The 16,844-nt window shown below is 35.2% G+C and carries 12 protein-coding genes; 3 read left to right on the forward strand and 9 right to left on the reverse strand.

The features are described from left to right. Positions 1-13 precede the first annotated feature (13 nt). The 3 genes from EDF66_RS24660 to EDF66_RS24670 all read right to left on the reverse strand — a co-directional run bounded on the left by EDF66_RS24660 (position 14) and on the right by EDF66_RS24670 (position 2,824). Complete coding sequence (locus EDF66_RS24660) at positions 14-1,402, reverse strand: hypothetical protein (protein WP_132845850.1); 1,389 nt, start codon at positions 1,400-1,402, stop codon at positions 14-16. A 27-nt stretch (positions 1,403-1,429) separates the two neighbouring features. After that, complete coding sequence (locus EDF66_RS24665; RefSeq protein WP_132845852.1) at positions 1,430-2,086, reverse strand: hypothetical protein; 657 nt, start codon at positions 2,084-2,086, stop codon at positions 1,430-1,432. A 102-nt stretch (positions 2,087-2,188) separates the two neighbouring features. Further along, complete coding sequence (locus EDF66_RS24670; protein WP_132845854.1) at positions 2,189-2,824, reverse strand: hypothetical protein; 636 nt, start codon at positions 2,822-2,824, stop codon at positions 2,189-2,191. A gap of 1,089 nt (positions 2,825-3,913) precedes the next feature. Here EDF66_RS24670 and EDF66_RS24675 point away from each other — a divergent pair. From EDF66_RS24675 to EDF66_RS24685, 3 genes are all read left to right on the forward strand, one after another. Continuing rightward, complete coding sequence (locus EDF66_RS24675) at positions 3,914-4,417, forward strand: hypothetical protein (RefSeq protein WP_132845856.1); 504 nt, start codon at positions 3,914-3,916, stop codon at positions 4,415-4,417. 322 nt (positions 4,418-4,739) lie between these two features. Further along, positions 4,740-6,902 carry an NACHT domain-containing protein gene (locus EDF66_RS24680; protein WP_132845858.1) on the forward strand — a complete coding sequence of 721 codons (2,163 nt, stop codon included), beginning with the start codon at positions 4,740-4,742 and terminating at the stop codon, positions 6,900-6,902. After that, on the forward strand, positions 6,895-7,800 hold the full coding sequence (locus EDF66_RS24685) for a RelA/SpoT protein (protein WP_132845860.1): 906 nt from the start codon (positions 6,895-6,897) through the stop codon (positions 7,798-7,800). The genes EDF66_RS24680 and EDF66_RS24685 overlap by 8 nt, the downstream gene beginning before the upstream one ends. Positions 7,801-7,898: 98 nt before the next feature. Here the strand turns inward: EDF66_RS24685 and EDF66_RS24690 are convergent, their stop codons facing one another. From EDF66_RS24690 to EDF66_RS24715, 6 genes are all read right to left on the reverse strand, one after another. Further along, positions 7,899-8,327, reverse strand: a complete 429-nt coding sequence (locus EDF66_RS24690) for a HipA N-terminal domain-containing protein (protein WP_132845862.1) — start codon at positions 8,325-8,327, stop codon at positions 7,899-7,901. Next, positions 8,314-9,423: a HipA domain-containing protein gene (locus EDF66_RS24695; protein WP_132845863.1), complete on the reverse strand. Its 1,110-nt coding sequence runs from the start codon at positions 9,421-9,423 to the stop codon at positions 8,314-8,316. The genes EDF66_RS24690 and EDF66_RS24695 overlap by 14 nt, the downstream gene beginning before the upstream one ends. Before the next feature lie 189 nt (positions 9,424-9,612). Further along, entirely contained in the window at positions 9,613-9,885 is a 273-nt protein-coding gene (locus EDF66_RS24700; protein ID WP_207898764.1) for a DUF6088 family protein, read from the reverse strand. A gap of 1,194 nt (positions 9,886-11,079) precedes the next feature. Then, on the reverse strand, positions 11,080-11,994 hold the full coding sequence (locus tag EDF66_RS24705; protein ID WP_132845865.1) for a hypothetical protein: 915 nt from the start codon (positions 11,992-11,994) through the stop codon (positions 11,080-11,082). A 44-nt stretch (positions 11,995-12,038) separates the two neighbouring features. After that, positions 12,039-13,667 (reverse strand): RagB/SusD family nutrient uptake outer membrane protein, encoded by a 1,629-nt coding sequence (locus tag EDF66_RS24710; RefSeq protein WP_132845867.1) that lies wholly within the window; start codon positions 13,665-13,667, stop codon positions 12,039-12,041. A 12-nt stretch (positions 13,668-13,679) separates the two neighbouring features. Further along, positions 13,680-16,817 (reverse strand): SusC/RagA family TonB-linked outer membrane protein, encoded by a 3,138-nt coding sequence (locus EDF66_RS24715; protein ID WP_132845869.1) that lies wholly within the window; start codon positions 16,815-16,817, stop codon positions 13,680-13,682. Positions 16,818-16,844 lie beyond the last annotated feature (27 nt).

Below are 16,844 nucleotides of genomic sequence, written 5' to 3' on the forward strand. Positions count from 1 at the left end.
AGAGTTAGAGGTGCTACTTCTTTTGAGATATAAAGACATATTCTTTAGGCATCGTTACCGGAGTTAACCTGATGCCTTGCTGTTCCAAAAATGACAGACGATCTTGCATCGATTTTTTACCAAAATCTGGAGGAAGAGTCAGATCAATATACGTTGTATTCGTATTATCAAACACCAGAGGTCTATCCAGATAGTAAAATAGATTTGCTAAAAACATCTGAACAGACACATTACGGTACTGCACAGGATCAGAACCCGGATAAGGCTGTATAACCGGCATCTCTCCTTTTGTTTTGATTTTATCAAAATGCTCATTGTAGCTGACGATGTAAATAGGAATCTCCGATTTCTTCCGTTCTACTTTTAAACTAAAATATTTTGAAAAAGCTTCGCGAAAATGTTCTTCTGCCTGAAATTGGTTGATCGAGTCTCGGACATAAAGTTGGTAGCTGAATGTGTTATCAGTAGCTTCGCCACTGAGAAGTTTATATTTGATATCGTCGATAATGGCCGGTTCAAATACATAATCGGTCCACGCCAGTCCTTCCACTTCTTTTTTATAGGCTTCATAAAGCATAAAAGAAAAAGAATTATTGACCATCTGGTAACTTGTATGCCCATTCTTATGTATAACGTTGGGATAGGTAGGCAGATAGTAGGGATTGTAACCCGTTATCTCCGATATAAACTTTTGCCCCGCCGTATCTCGTAATGGTGGTACATCATTACGGTTTTCAAAATTACGGTATATCTGAGTAACTGCCATATCAGCCTTCCCTGTCTTCAGAATCGATTCAAGGTTCTTTTCATTGACCTCATTGGACATCGTATTGCCCATGTAAATCCCCTCCTGATTGATCCACGCTGTACTCGGTATCGCATTATGCGGAAACAGCGTTGTCAACAACGTGTCTTCCAAAATTGTAAATAGACCGATATCGTATTTGTATTGTTCTTTATACCGCTTCATGGTCGCATTGATCCTACCGGGCGTATCCCTATTCCTTTTACTGTTGACCAAGATAATGGCCAGCTCATCGGGATATTTTCCCTGTATCTGCTCCATGTGCGGTATATTTTCGATACAGCTTTTGCAGGTAGTCGCCCAAAAGTCAAAGATGATGATCCGGCCTTTCATATCGCCAAATTTGAAATTTGACTTTTTGCCTTTGAAATCATCCAGTTCCATAGGCATATCCCAGAAACTCTCGGGCATTTTATCACCGGGTTTCAGCGCTTGAAAAAGATCCTGCACTTTATCCTGTAGAGCTGTGCTATCTGTTAAATGCTTCTTTTCCATGCTCTTAGCCACAAGAAATCCTGAACATATGAGCAACATGATAAAAGCGAACCAGACAGCATATCGAAGTCCATTGACAACCTTTATATATTGATTTTCCATTTTAATTTCATTTAATGAGTGTACTGGTTAGTTCTTACGTGCTCTGTTTTTAAGCAACTCTGCTAAACTGCTTTCCGTAACAAATACGGCCTTTGGATTGATCTGTACATACTTCGGGAAAACAGGTACTTTAAAAAGCTTATCAAGGTTCGTATTCCCGATAATAGATGCGATATCCATATCGACCCGATATTCCTTTTTGAATCGTTCCAGAGCAGAGGCTATCCTAGCCATTGTACCCTTGTCATGCTTGCTGATGACCAGTATGAAAGTGGAGCTCGCTCCCATCTCCTCTTTATAATCATAGATTTTCTTAAGGTCGGTCAGGTGATCGGCATACGAAGCATCCCAAAAGAACAGCTGTACAAAATTCTCGCTGAGCTTTCTGAAAGAAGACATCACTTTTGCTTTTCCATCAAAATATTGCAGTTCCAATGGCATATCCTGCACCGCATCAGGCAGGTATTCATACTGCTTGATCTCGGGTATCTGTTTTGTCTTTGTAGCAACTGAGTGATTACTTTTCGTTTGAGCAGATGAGAGATTAATCTGTGCGATTATCACTGTAACCATCAGTAGCATTTTATTGAACATCAATATGCTATCACCTTTAGATCTGAATAGCTTCTGTAGATAATTCCAGAGTACAGCTTTAGATATATGATATATTTTGTAAGATTTCATTATTTTAATTTTTAAGGTATTTCGTTTTACTATCCCCTTTTCGTACCGAGGGGTCGACCTGTTCCTAAAGTCTACTTTTAGCCCTCGGTCGAATCGGGCCTTCTAAACAGTGACACTAGTTATTAACTTTTTATATTTTGCTCTGTTGGTCAATAATTCGGCTACTAATCCCCGTTTTGTACGCATAATCAGCATCAGCTGTTCCTCCCAGATCAGCTCTACAGACTCACCGTCCATAGTGAATACTTTTCTGCTGTCTTTCACGATGGAGAGTTTTTCTACTTTGACATCAAGACCAAACTCTTTATTCAGATCATTGAGTATCCTTTGTCGGTACTCTTCCCTTTCGGTACTAGCTGGCAATGTAAGCTCATAGCAGTATAGGTGATTGCGATCGCGCGAAGAGCGGTAATCGCCCACTTTACGGGGTATGTAACGCTCCCGATCGTGGCTATAGACGATAATCTGCTCTGTTGGGAAGCTAGATGGCAATCCTAAAGCAAAGAGGTAGCACTCATAGATGGCCATATTGGCAAGTGATATGCGGAGCACATCCATACTGTCATCACGGACAACTGAACTGTATGAACGATCTGCCTTTTTTGATTGGGTAATGATCGAATAATAGCGTTCCTTTGGCCTTCTCTTGACCAGAGCTCTAGGCATCATTGGAGGCCCAGGTTTAGGAGATATGGACATCGGTTTCTTCCATATCCGATTTGGTAAAAGTGTCATCATAATTGGTTTTTTGATAATTGGATCACGTTTTTTACACAAAATCGAAGACAGTTTTTCCCCTGGGGACAGCGCATAGCTTTCCCTGTTGCAAAGTTTTTGCATTTTTTTAGGTTAAATTGAGATTTAAAAGGAAGCTAAAAATTAGACAATAGGTTCCCTTTTCAACCTCAATAGTTAAAAAATAAGATTAGAAAAAATGCAATTATTGGCCTACATCAAGGTTATAACTGGTCTTCGCGATTGCATAATTTAGATAAAGAACAAAAACCGGCTTTCAAACAATAGTGTATCACGATAAATTTGTGATTTCAAAATTTGCTTTACCACAAGAAAGGTCGTACTTTTAAAGTGTAAAATAAAAAATGTATACCGTAACTATTGTGGCGTATGCAGTATTGTATACTAACTGAATAAAAGCCGGTAACATATGTCTTCTAGGGATTGTTAGCTGATAAGCTTCATACCTTTTCCATGAACCTTTTTTTCAGTATGAGGTCTGGCCATTAAGCCATACTTTTTACTGCGGATACGTCTTTGGATTTGGTAAGAGCGAGCTCTCTCCTATTCGACAATATGTTTTATTGTAGCTCCTATTGCGGAGCGCAGATAATGTTCTTTAAAAGTTGTGAATGATCGACTTGATTACTTCGATCCTTGATGAAGTAACCTCGTCTTCTTTGGGTGGCTTTTAATCTTCGTATCATAATTATAAATGGTTTATAATGAACGATGAAAACTCTTAAAGGTTTATGAGCAAGCCCATAATTGGTTATAAACCAATAGAGCGCTACTCAATGCTTTGATAGTGGTACCGTCAAGAACCTCCACAGCCGAAGTTGTGGTTCCCCAAAGACTAACATGAGCAACGCTCTACTGGATAGTATACGAATATACAAAAATCCTGTAGAAAGCGAGCTCACGATCATCTCATAGGGAAAATTGACGGTTTTCTATTATGAGTGACATCGTTTAAAGTGTTTTTCAACAACACTTTTACTAATCGCTATAAATCTTATTACTAATCAAATATAGAAAAATATTTCCAATAATTCAAAATATAAAATTATTAGAAATTAAAAAATTATAAAAATGACAAAAAGAAGGGTCAAAAGAATCGAACCAAAACATAAATTGAAAGAGTATCTAGATTCAAAGAGTGAATCTAAAGTTGATTTGTATAAGAGTTCTGGAATTAAGGCTCCTGATATAACAAAACTAAAAACTTTCTCAACGATATTATCAGCAGAAAGATTAACATTACTTACATACATCTACTCAGATGAATTGGAATTTGTAATTGATGCAGTTTTCCCTGATTTGCAACTACCAAATAAACCTGAGAAAGACTTTAAAAAAGAAAGAACTATACTAAAAAATGCACTATTTCCTTTGCCTAAAGATTATTTGTCACTAGAGGAAATGTCGTATTTGACTGATATTGACATTGATCGGTTAAAAGAAATTATTGATAAGCCAACTGTTGTAATTTCTGCATCAGAATTGATTTTATTGGAAAAGGTAAAGAAACTAAATAAGGGAAGGCTTTTCAAATTGAAGTTTGGTAAAATGAAGGTAAAAATTGTTTTGAAATAATCCGATATTATGAAATCATTTTATTGAAAAACCATATCATAATTATCTTTCTTTTTCTCCCCTTTGACCTTATTTCTCAAACGAAAAATGACAAAGTAGTTCGAGCTGCCGATGTTGATACTACGACTTTGCTCGATTCTACTAATATATAAGGAAAATTTATCAAATTACGATAATTAGGATCTATGACTATAATATTGATTGTATAGTTTTTAAAAATCTTGCAATTATTATGAAGGTAAAATTATTTTCCATATTTGTTATTTAACATTATATTTATATAATTAACTCAATTAATTACCAATTTTTTTACACCTCAATTATGAATGATCAAATAGAAAAAGTGGATAACCTTTTTCAATCATACAATTATGAAGTTGCAGACTCATCAAATGAAAAGGTAAGAATTTACACCTTAGCATATGGAATGTATCATGCCGCAGAAATACTAACAATAGATCCAGAATATAAGACAGAAGATTTAAAAAAAGGGTTTTCAGACCTCGGTTATGCAACTGAAATTAGACACTTCACAGACATACAAGTGCTTGAAGAATATTTATTCGAAGGTTTTTTTATAAAAACGCCATTAGGAAATGAACTCAAAAATAAATATAAAGCATTCACTAAAAAACAAATCCAAAATTTACCTGATGGAAGTAAGTATAGTTATATAAACTCAACTTATGATTTACTTTCACAAGATAAAAATTTTGAAACAATAGAAAACAAGAGTTATGATGGAATATCTGATACTCCACTCGTGGAAAAAATATCAGATATATTATCTCAAACAGACGATGCACTATTTATGATAATTGAAGCACCAGCAGGTTTTGGGAAAACTTGTACCGCTTATGAATTACTAAATGTTTTTGATAATGCCACATCTAAAAATCTTCCTTTCTTCACTGAATTATCCAGAAATAGAGAAGCAAGAATTTTTAAGCATATACTTTTAAGTGAAATTGATGATCAATTTCCATCCGGGATTAAGCAAAAAATTGTTCTTGACCAAATATTTAAAGGACGTATTCCGCTAATAATAGATGGATTTGATGAATTAATTACTAAAGAAAGTAATAAAGAAGATGTTGAAAGTATGTTAACAACAATTGTTGATTTATTGAAAAATAGAGCTAAAATTGTAATAACATCCAGAAAAACTGCAATTTTTAACAGTGAAGAATTCCTAAGATCAATATACGATTCAGCAAATGAATTTAATTTAGTAAGAATTGAAATAAAAGAACCAAAAATTGAAAATTGGTTAAATATAGATAGGCTTAGCATAATTCAACAAAATAATTTTCCGCTCAGCCAAATAGCAAATCCAGTTTTACTATCATACATTAGAAATATAAGCATTGAAAATCTTAATATTCTATTAAGTCCAGATAATACTGACACATTAATTGATAAGTATTTTAGTTTTTTACTAAATCGAGAAATTGAACGGCAAAGTTTGAAGCTTGATTATAATGATCAATGGTCAATTATGGCGAAATTAAACACTTTCTTTTGTGAAGTAAATATTACAGCGGAATCCAAAGAAACTATAAAAGAAATCATACGTGACTATAATTACAACCTTCTTGCTGAAAGCCTAAGTAAATATCCTCCTGAGAATCGTCCTACAATTGATGAGCTATCTGAGATTCTTTCAAATCATGTACTTTTGGACAGAAAGACCAATGAAGAGATTGGATTTATTAATGATTTTATTCTTGGGTATTTTGTAGGCGATAATATATTGAATAACAAATTTAATACTTCCAATGGAGGTCTAGAAACACTCGTACCACAGGATTTCGCATATAAATCTATTGAAGCTTTTAAAGTTGCTCCTGAGTTAAGTCAATTCCTTTTATGGGATTCTTACACCAAAAAAAGCTCATCTTTTGAGAATCTGTTCTATTTCGAATTAGATTATGTACTTCGAGGGGAATTATTTAAGAATTTTAATGAGCTTTATATTTTTGATAAAAAAATTGAAAATATCAGATTCGATCCTCCTACATCATTTTCATATAGTAGTTTTTCAGGTGTATCATTTTCATCATGCAAATTCAATATGAAAGTATTTACTTCAACATCATTTCAAAACTGTGACTTTTATAATTGTGAAATAATTAGTCCTGAATTATCTATTTCTTTTAATGATTTTGCAATATATGCTTGTACTTCAAATAATGATTTTCTTGAAAATGTAAATAAGATTATAAATAAAGGTAATCATGATGTTGAAATAAAATCTATAACAGAAGAAGACGTGCTAAAGAAGTTCTTTCATGTTGGAGATATTAGACCACGACCACGAAAATTATCCAATGTTAAGAAGATGTTCGATAACATAACAGATAAAGAATTTAGTAGGATAATTGATTCGTTAAAAAATAAAGAATTTCTTCATTTTCAAGATGATGTTGGTTTTATTACAAGAGAAGCAATTGGTCACTTAAAACATTTAAAAGGAAATGAGTAAATCAAGTTTAGAATACATTGCTAAAAAAATCTCCGATAAAGTTGAAAGTGAAATTTTGAAAATAGGTGTTCAGTATAGAATATTTTATCGCAGTAAAGATATCACATCACTTCAGGAAAAAATTAGCAGAAAGGCAAATGAGGGTAATCCTTATTCATCCAGTGGAAAAAAAATGCAGGACTTATTTGGAATTAGAATTGTAACATATTTTCAGGATGATATATCATTGGTGTTATCTGTATTAGAAAAGGCCTTTAAATTCATTGACAAAGAAATTGATGACCCTGACCTAACTGTTTTCAAACCCAAAAGAACAAATATTATTTGTGATCTGCAACAAGAAGAAAAGAATTTGTTCAGAGAGTTTATTGCTGAAAATAGATTAGAAGAATATCAATTAATGGACTCAACATTTGAACTCCAACTTAGAACAATTCTTTCTGAAGGTTGGCATGAGATCGATCATAATCTTAGGTATAAATGTAAAGCTGATTGGGAACTACATAAAGAAAAAGAAAGAATGCTTAACGGAATTTATGCAAGCCTTGAAACGAATGATATAGCAATGAAAAATCTTTTTAATGAATTAGCTTATCAACACTTTAAAACTCAAAATTGGGAGGCCTTATTAAGAACAAAATTTAGAATTAAATTTAAATTATCTGAACTTGATCCTATGATTGTTAAATTTTTAAATGCTAACGTACACGTTGCTAAAAAAATTGTCAAACTAGATAGACAGGACACTTTATTAGAATTATCAAAATTGAATAATAACATACCATTAACACTCTCTAGTTTCTTCTATATTATAAACTATACATCTATTAAAGATGTAAAAATAGATGAAATTACTCCAGTTATTACTAAAGCTTTAATAACCAAATTTTATATATAACTTTTTATTAAAAATAAATTAAAAGTAATAAATTTAATAAAGAAAAAAGGAATTCATAATTATGAATTCCTTTTTTGTGCTATCAATTATAAATTACTCTATACTAATTCTAAACTAAAAGGATTACTAATTGTTCGTTTCCCAAAACGTTCTAGTAATTTAACACTATTAGTCGGGTCAATATTTTCCTTTTTTAATATTTCTCTAACGCTCGGTTGCTTTAACCCTGGTATTCGAACAATGAAGAAAGGCCAAAGTTCCTCACTTTCATACCTTTTATCCAAATTAGGAAAGCCAACTATAAGGTTATATTCTTCTGAATTATTTTTAAATTCAGAAGAATATTCAAAATACCAGCGTTTGTTATCTACATCAAACGCCAATACTCCAATTTTTAATTCATTTAATGATAAAACAAATTTAATTGTATTCGAGAAAAATTCATGTTCTGGAACTTCTAAATCTTCCAGATCCATAAAAACTTCATCTTTAACTGATGAAGATTTAAATAATTTATTCCACCACATAACAAAAACGTCTTAAAATTTCAAATCTTTTTTCTATAACAAGCGTAATAATCCGTTTCCTTTCCTCAGTGAAATATACAAAAATTTCCTCATTTAATAATGTTAAAATTTTTCTTTCATTAATTTCACTTAGCATTTCACAAACTATATCGCGATTCTCACTACTATAATTTTTTAAAAACTCAACTAATTCAAAATGATTAATAGTCTTATTTGCATCTATACTAATTCTAGGACAAGAATTATTGAGATATTTTCTTAATAGAGATCCTCCATTTGTATCATAGTTGACGAGATACTTTTTAATATTTTCTTCACTAAGATTCCACAACAATCCACGTGCCGAATCATAAAGTGGGGCAAAGCTAATCATTTTTTCCATGCTATTTATACTCCTTTTGACACCCCAATTATAAAAATGTCTATCATTATTACCAACAATTGCATCAAAGACTAACATTTTAACGAATGCTGGCATTAAGTTCTCGAAATTATTTGGAAAAACTAATCGTATTGCATCCTTTACAAATTCAAATGTAAAATGATTTCGCGCTTCATTTCTATCATTAGCAATAATAATTGCTTTTTCTGAATTTCCAAAATGTTCTGCACAAATATCAGCCCCGTGAACAAGAGTTTCTCTTCCAACATTTAAAAAGAATTTACTAAGGAATCTGATTTGGTTATTTGCTACAACTAGTCTAGTTTCATTCATATTCAATTCTAATACATCTCCTATCCTATTGATTGCATACTCTATTATAGACTCATGGGGATACCATTTTTCTGCTGTCTTTGCAATATAAGAAACCCAAACTTTCCTATTACCCCTACACTTTTTCTTTTTCCCATTCTTATATTCATAAACGCAAATAAACTGTTTTGGTGCATCTCCATCTAAAGGAATATCTTCAATTTTATAAGATTTTTCTTTTAAAACTTCAATCTTATGAAAATTTAATAATTTACCTGAATCATTGGATGAAAATTCAATTCTTAGACCCGCTGAAGCCATACTTTGTAACAAATGGTTAATAAAAACAAATATACGATTAATTTCAGTAAAATAACTTATTAAAAAATCACCTTTTTTCAAGCAATGAATCGGAAGCGTCCTAAAAAATTGACGGAGTATTTATGTAGCGGGGATCACTATATTTAGTTCGGTAAAACCATCCTGCTACATAATGAATACAAACTTATTTTCTCAAATTCTGAATATTGTAGTCCGTGTAAGTATCCCTTAAAATCAGAGAGCTTAAAGCTGGACATAAATATTTTAAATTTAAGAAGAAGATGAAAGACATGTTTTAAAGAAACACAGCTGGTAAAAGCTATCAAAGAAGGTGAAGAAGACAGAAAGACCGAGAACATTTTTTGGTTTAAGATAAACGCCCTGCGCCAAACGTACAAGAACCTCCTCCTGTTCTAAACGAGAAAGCACTTTTCTTATGTTTTCGGCAGAACCATACTTTACAAAGTCATCCAAAAAAAATATTTCGCCAAAAGAAGACTTCGAAACCTTTGTAATCATTTGACTATTAGACGATTTCAGCATTTTAAAAATTTAATCTTGTCACAAATTTAATAAATATTTGTGACAAAAACATTTCTATTAAACTACAATAATTTTAAATGGTACTTAAGATGTCTTATCTTTGCATAAGCCTGCTTATGCAAAGATAAGACATCTTGATTATAAACACTGACTACCAGCTATTTACAGATATTTGTTTTTCGTTCATTTATATAAGTATCCGTCCTAAAAAGTACATGTTTAAAGACAAATTACTGGTTACTACTTTTGTTATATATTGAATACAGTACGGGAAAAAGGAACCACATTCTATAAAAGTACAGGAACAATATCTCTATTTTGCCATCTCGGAATAGAAAACAATATGGATGATACCATTCCTTATTGGTTCCTTCATTGAATAATTTGCTTAACTTCTCTCATAAATCATTTATGTGTAGGTATACACTTAAAAAATTCATGAACTTTACTGAGATAGCGTATTAAACGCAGAGACTACAATCGAAAATTTTAATATAGTGGTTGAATAAATAATATGAAAGAAAAATTTTACAGATTATATTTATGCTATTTTTTGCATTATCGATCTAAAAGTACAAACAAAGAATCATTTCAAATGGCTCTTGTTTTAATGGTTGTAATAAGTGTTTTCTTGCTCTTAATTTCCTATTATTTTATCAAACATATACTTCTGAGTATTCCACATAATTTTGTCGGTAAAATGGATAACAAAGGTCAAGTTTTACTAATCCTATGTTTTTTCTTTTATTTAGTTTATAAATTTTACAAATATATACTAATTAACAAACTTGAAATCGATCCAGATAATGGTATATCTGACTTATATAACTACACACCTACTAAGCGTCATATTAAAAACAGCATGCTATTTTATTGGATGATTATATTAATTCCGGTAATAGTGTTCTCGATTAAAAAGATACTTCTTCCATAGATAACAACATAGTGAAGCATTTCCATTTTCAGACAGTTCCGATTGGATTTATCTACCCTGAACGCCAAAATAAAAGGTCTAATTTTCATTAGACCTTTTATTTTATAATAACTAATGATACCACGATCATTCTTACTCTATATTGAAAAATTATACGACAGGGATGCGCAGCAGATTGTAGATTCTCAAAATTAAACAATCTTGATTTACGTTTTTCCGTATGTGTTGTTACGAGAAACAAAAATTCGTAATTCCCATTTTTAATCGCTCGATTCTAAACTTTCCCGATAAGCTTTACTAATAAAATTATAGGTCAACATGGCGGCACCTTCTTGCGAAAGAACAGGATCTCGTAAAACGGCCAGTTGCATGGTATTTTCATTCAACGACATAATGCGAACATCGCCCCAATCGACCACGATACCATCTTGAGGTTTACCATGTAAGGGTGTTGCATCAACCATTCGGATCGTCTTCTTGTCCGTATCAATCATAAAGGATCCTTTTTGCTTTCTACCTAGCATATTGTGGTTGACAATGATATTGGCACCTCCTTTTAAATTAAAAGTCATTTCTCCATAATCACCCGCTGGCATAAGCCAGGTATTTTCTTTCCAGGTAGGATCCCAAAGCCAAGAATCGCTATTGAGAGGCTTTCCCTGCTGATTGACATTGCCCCACCAGTCACCTGTTCCATAAAAATATAACGGCCCTTTGAAAACTCTAGACAGTCCATTTTGATCCAGATCCAGATACCAGGTTTTCTCTTCTCCTGCCCCACCTGCCAACAGTGTCCAGGTTTCGTCACTGATAAACTCGGCATACATATCATCTACCTTAAAAGTGGCAGGTTCTCCATATACAATACCACCGCGGGTTTCAACGCCGAACTTCACTTTGTACTCTCCAGGGAATGGAATTCTCAGGGTAACCTTTTTATCTTGGCTACGTCCCTGAGGATGCTCCCACAAGGGTGTATATTTTGCATCAACCAAACTGGTCAAGTAAATAATATTGGGATTCGAAGCATCATGTTCAATCTTATACGATACGCCCTCTACAATCTGGGCTGGTGCAATATCGATATCCCCTAATTCATATTTTTCAGGAGTACAGGCTCCAAACAGAACTATTCCAATAAAGAAATAGATGCTATACTTTACTATATTTTTCATCTTTGTACAATTTTTATCAAAGCAAAATTTAACGATCGGCTTTACTAATTCCATCCGTCATTTTGTTTTAGCACGCCATTCGATAGGGTAATCTGTTTATTAGGAATCTGCATAAAACCTCTTGTCTTTAAGAAGTTCTCTTTTTTAACGGTGACTTTTTCAGGAACAGAACCACTGAGCACATCTTCAGAAGTTTCCAGTATGCCCGCAGCATTATTTAATCCCTGTCTTAAAACGTCCCAATAACGAATTCCTTCAAACGCAAACTCAAATTCTCTTTCTCTTAAAATAGCAGCCTTGGATACAGCGGCAGCTGTGAAGTTGCTTTTGTAAGCTCTTTTTCGCACATCATCAAAATATTTTTGAGCATTGCCCGAACCCAGCTCTGCAGCCATCAGTAATACATCGGCATAACGGATCACAAAATAATCCTGATCTTGAGAAAGCTGCATATCTTTCTCTCCTCCCGTATTGGTCGTTCCGTCCGGTAAAGCGGTGGGCGCATATTTCTTTACGGTATATCCGGTATATTCACGTTGATCTCTCAGATCAAAATTAGTAATGCCCTCTCCATCGATGTCAATGATAGAGGCTACTTTTCGCGTATCATTATTACTAAATTTATTAAAGAAGTTTTTACTAACGGTACAGGCACCCCATCCTTGGCCATAAGGAGACCAGCTTTTACCTCTGAGCCCTAAGAAAACGATCCAGCGATTGCCATCAACATAACCATTATAGTTGGAGGTATTATTGAACTTTTGCGCAAACACCACTTCTGAATTCCCTTTTCCGATATACTTGGATATATCTAACGAGTTGTTGGTTTTGTTGGGAACATAACTCGCTGCCGGCCATAGCGCGCTGAAGTTTTGTACTAAAGCAAACTGCCCACTGCTTATCACATCTTCTAATCCGGCGAGTGCTTCGGCTTTAGTGACACCTATATCTTCAGTACCATAGTATCCGGTATAAAATAAATAGACACGTGCCAGTAATGCTTTTGCCGCTAAAGGCGTTGCCCGACCATCATTGGTTCCTGCTGCCGATTTTGGATAGGCATCTGCAGGAATATGAGTTGCTGCAAACTTAAGATCTTCGACGATCAGTTTGTATACATCCTTAGGATCTGCTTGGGGTATATTTTCATTAGTAGCACTCGTTAGCAAAGGGACTTTTTCAAATAAACGCACCAGATCAAAGTACATCAAGGCGCGTAAAAATTTTGTTTCCCCTTCAATCCTTGCTCTAGCAGCGGTTTGATTAGTAAAGTCTGTCCCGTCCAATTTACCCAAAAGGGTATTCGTTCTGAAAATACCGGCATAATAATCTGACCAGGTACCATCAAAAATATTGTTATCTGAAGAGGATTCTGAAATATCAAATCGATCGATCGCCTGAAATGCACGCCCATCTGTAGTACCTGTACCGCCAAAACACTGGTCTGCGGCAACCTCAGCTGTTAAATAAAAGGACTGGCTACCATTGGATACAGTACGCTGATAACCATCGTAACAACCCACTAAGGCCATATCTGCATCGGCTACTGTTTTATAGAAATTACTTTCTAAAACACTTGTCATCGGCTCGACATCGAGAAAACTGGATGAACAAGAGTTGAACAGTAAGGCCGACATTAAAAAAGAACTGTATATGAAATGAGATTTATTCATGATTTTTAGTGTTTAAAATTTAACGTTTAGACCAAACAAGACACTTTTAGGTCGTGGATAATAACCTAAGTCTATACCTGAAACCCAACCATCTGTGCCGTAACCGATTTCCGGATCCATACCGTCGTATTTGGTGAACGTGAATAGATTTTGTCCCTGTACGTAGAAGCGGATCTGATTGGTGAATTTCCAGCGGAGGACTTTGGATAGATCATAACCCAATGTAATGTTACTGATGCGCAGAAAATCGCCATCTTGCAAGTAAAGATCGGAGAATTGCCAGTTTACATTTGTTTCGGTAACCCTCGGTATGGTATTGGAAGTGCCTTCACCGGTCCATCTGTCCAAGATCCGTGTGGTATAGTTTCCTTGTTTGTTCGCGTGGTTGCGATAGGACTGTACGATCTTGTTTCCTACCGATCCATAGGCCTGTATTGAAAAATCGATTCCTTTATAATCTAAGCCTAGATTAAATCCATAGGTAAAACTTGGCATACCTACACCGAGATTTACTTTATCGGTTGCATTTATAACACCATCGCCATTTTGGTCTACATACCTGACATCACCAGGTCGTACGTCTGCCTGTAGAACACCCTTTCCGGCATCTCTCCATGCATCAATTTCGGCTTGGTTCTGAAATAAACCATCGGTTTTATATCCCCAAAAATATCCAATCGGCTGACCGTTTTCGGCACGATAAAACTCTTCCGAGTTGTCATAAAGCATAGCTGTTCGACCATGAATAATACCGTCTTCAGTCGGAATCTGACCAACTTTATTTTTGTTATAAGCAACATTAACACCAAAGTTATATTTCAGTTCATTGACTCGGTCAGACCAATTGACCGCAAGCTCAACCCCTGTATTCTTGACATCTCCACCATTGATAAAAGGTGGTCTTGTACCTGTTGTGGCCAGTACGGGCGCCGTAACCAACCAGTCTTTGGTAGTTTTAATATAGAAATCGGTAACAATGTCCAAACGATTATTGCTAAATTTTGCGTCTATACCAATATTGGTCTGCTCGGAAGTTTCCCATGTCAGGTATGGATTAGATAACCGGCTTGGATAAGCTCCTGCAATATTGTTATTGCTTGTTCCAAATACATAGTGCGCTCCGGGGTTGCCAGAAGTGATACCCGTTGAAGTACTTATCGGCGAAGCATATTGAAAATCATCGATATCTTGGTTACCTACCTGACCCCATGATGCTCGAAGTTTAAAAAAGTTTATCGCACTTAAGTTGTCTTGAAAAAAATCTTCAGAAGAGATCACCCATCCGGCAGATACCGAAGGAAAATAACCCCAACGGTTGTCTTTGGAGAATTTGGATGAGGCATCGGCTCTTAGGGTTGCATTTAAAAGATACTTCTCTTTGTAATTATAACCCATACGTCCAAAATAAGATACTCTGCGCGTAATATTCTCCGGTTTACCAGCTACTGTGCGGGTTTCTACAACATTACCTTTCTCATCTAAGTGTGCCTGACCTGTGGTATTATCCAAGTAAGCATGCGAAAAATCATTGAACTGCGACAATAGATTCCAATTGGAAGCAGATAGATACGTTCCTTGATAACGCAATGATTCCATACCCACCATAGCTGAAAACCGATGATCGCTATTGATACTAAAATCATAGGATGCTGTATTGGTCCAGGTCAGCGTATGACCTTTGCTCATGTTCTGAGAAGTTGTCGTATGATCTTCGTTGTAGGTGTAAATTGAAAAGCGGTACATGGGCGTAAAGCTTCTGTATTCGGATGCATAATAATTAAATCCCAACAGCGACCTGACTTTCAAGCCCTTGATTGGTTCAATTTCAGCAAAAACATCGGCCAGCAGTTTCTGACCATCATTGCTATTATTGGAATTGGTCATCATACTACCATAGGGATTACCGTCTCCATTGTACCAAGGCGAATTGGAAGAATCATTAAATGGACTTCCAAAAAGACCATTGTCCGAATAGACGGGAGACAATGGCGATGTGCTAAATGCGCCCCGTAGCGTATTGCTGTACTGATCGCCAACACTCACACCTCTATTTTTTATGTAGTTGAAATTGAGGTGCTGTCCTATTTTTATAAAGTTATTCAATAATTTATGTTCCGAATTGCTGCGGAAGCCATAGCGTTCGTAGTTGGAAACATCCTTGCCCCCAACAATCCCTTCTTGCGCAACATAATTTAAGGACATCGCATAGGTTGACTTTTCCGATCCACCGGTTAATCCAATATTATAGTTATCCATTCGGGCATTGTCTTTAAACATGTGGTCCAACCAACTGGTATTGGCTAAACCTTCCATACCATCAAAATTGATAACGGATGCCCCAGAATTAAGCGACTGTTCATTCATGATGACTTTATACTGGTCGGCATTCAATAGTTTTGCTTTTCGGGCTACATTCTGAATTCCGGTAAAGCCATCAAATGACAACATACTTTTACCGGCGGAACCCATTTTTGTGGTCACTAAAACAACCCCGTTTGCGGCCTGAGAGCCGTAAATGGCAGCAGATGCCGCATCTTTTAAGACATCTATCGACTGAATATCTGCCGCATTTAACACCGAAATATCTCCTCCCGGCACACCATCTATCACATATAATGGTCCGGAGTTGCCTATTGTACCTAAACCGCGAACGACAACTTTCATGTCTGCTCCCGGTTGCCCTGAGGTCGATGTGATGGATACACCCGGTGCCTGTCCTTGAAGTGCCTGTAGCGGATTGAGCTGATTACGTTTTTGCAGATCTTCGCCTTCTACTTTAAGATTTGCTCCTGTATTTAATTTCTTTTTTTGTACACCATAGCCAATGACGACCACCTCATCCAGATCGGATACCAATGGTTGTAGACGAATGACCAGATCTGTACCTGAGGCAGCAATTTCTTCTGTTTTATAACCGACATAGGAAATGACCAAGATCGTTCCTTTTGCTGCAGGTATGGAAAATTTCCCAGATTCATTACTACTTGTTGAGGTTGCCTGATTTTTCACTTTAATACTTGCGCCCCCGATTGGCAAGTTGGATTCAGCAGAAACTACTGATCCCGAAAAGGATTGTGCACAGACAACTGAGGTCATGCCCGTCATGACGACGACGGCAATTCCCTTTTTAAACAATTGCTTACTTATCATATAATTTAAATTTAAAATCGGTTGTAT

The sequence above is a fragment of the Sphingobacterium sp. JUb20 genome (assembly GCF_004342035.1).
In the GTDB taxonomy this organism is placed as follows: domain Bacteria; phylum Bacteroidota; class Bacteroidia; order Sphingobacteriales; family Sphingobacteriaceae; genus Sphingobacterium; species Sphingobacterium anhuiense.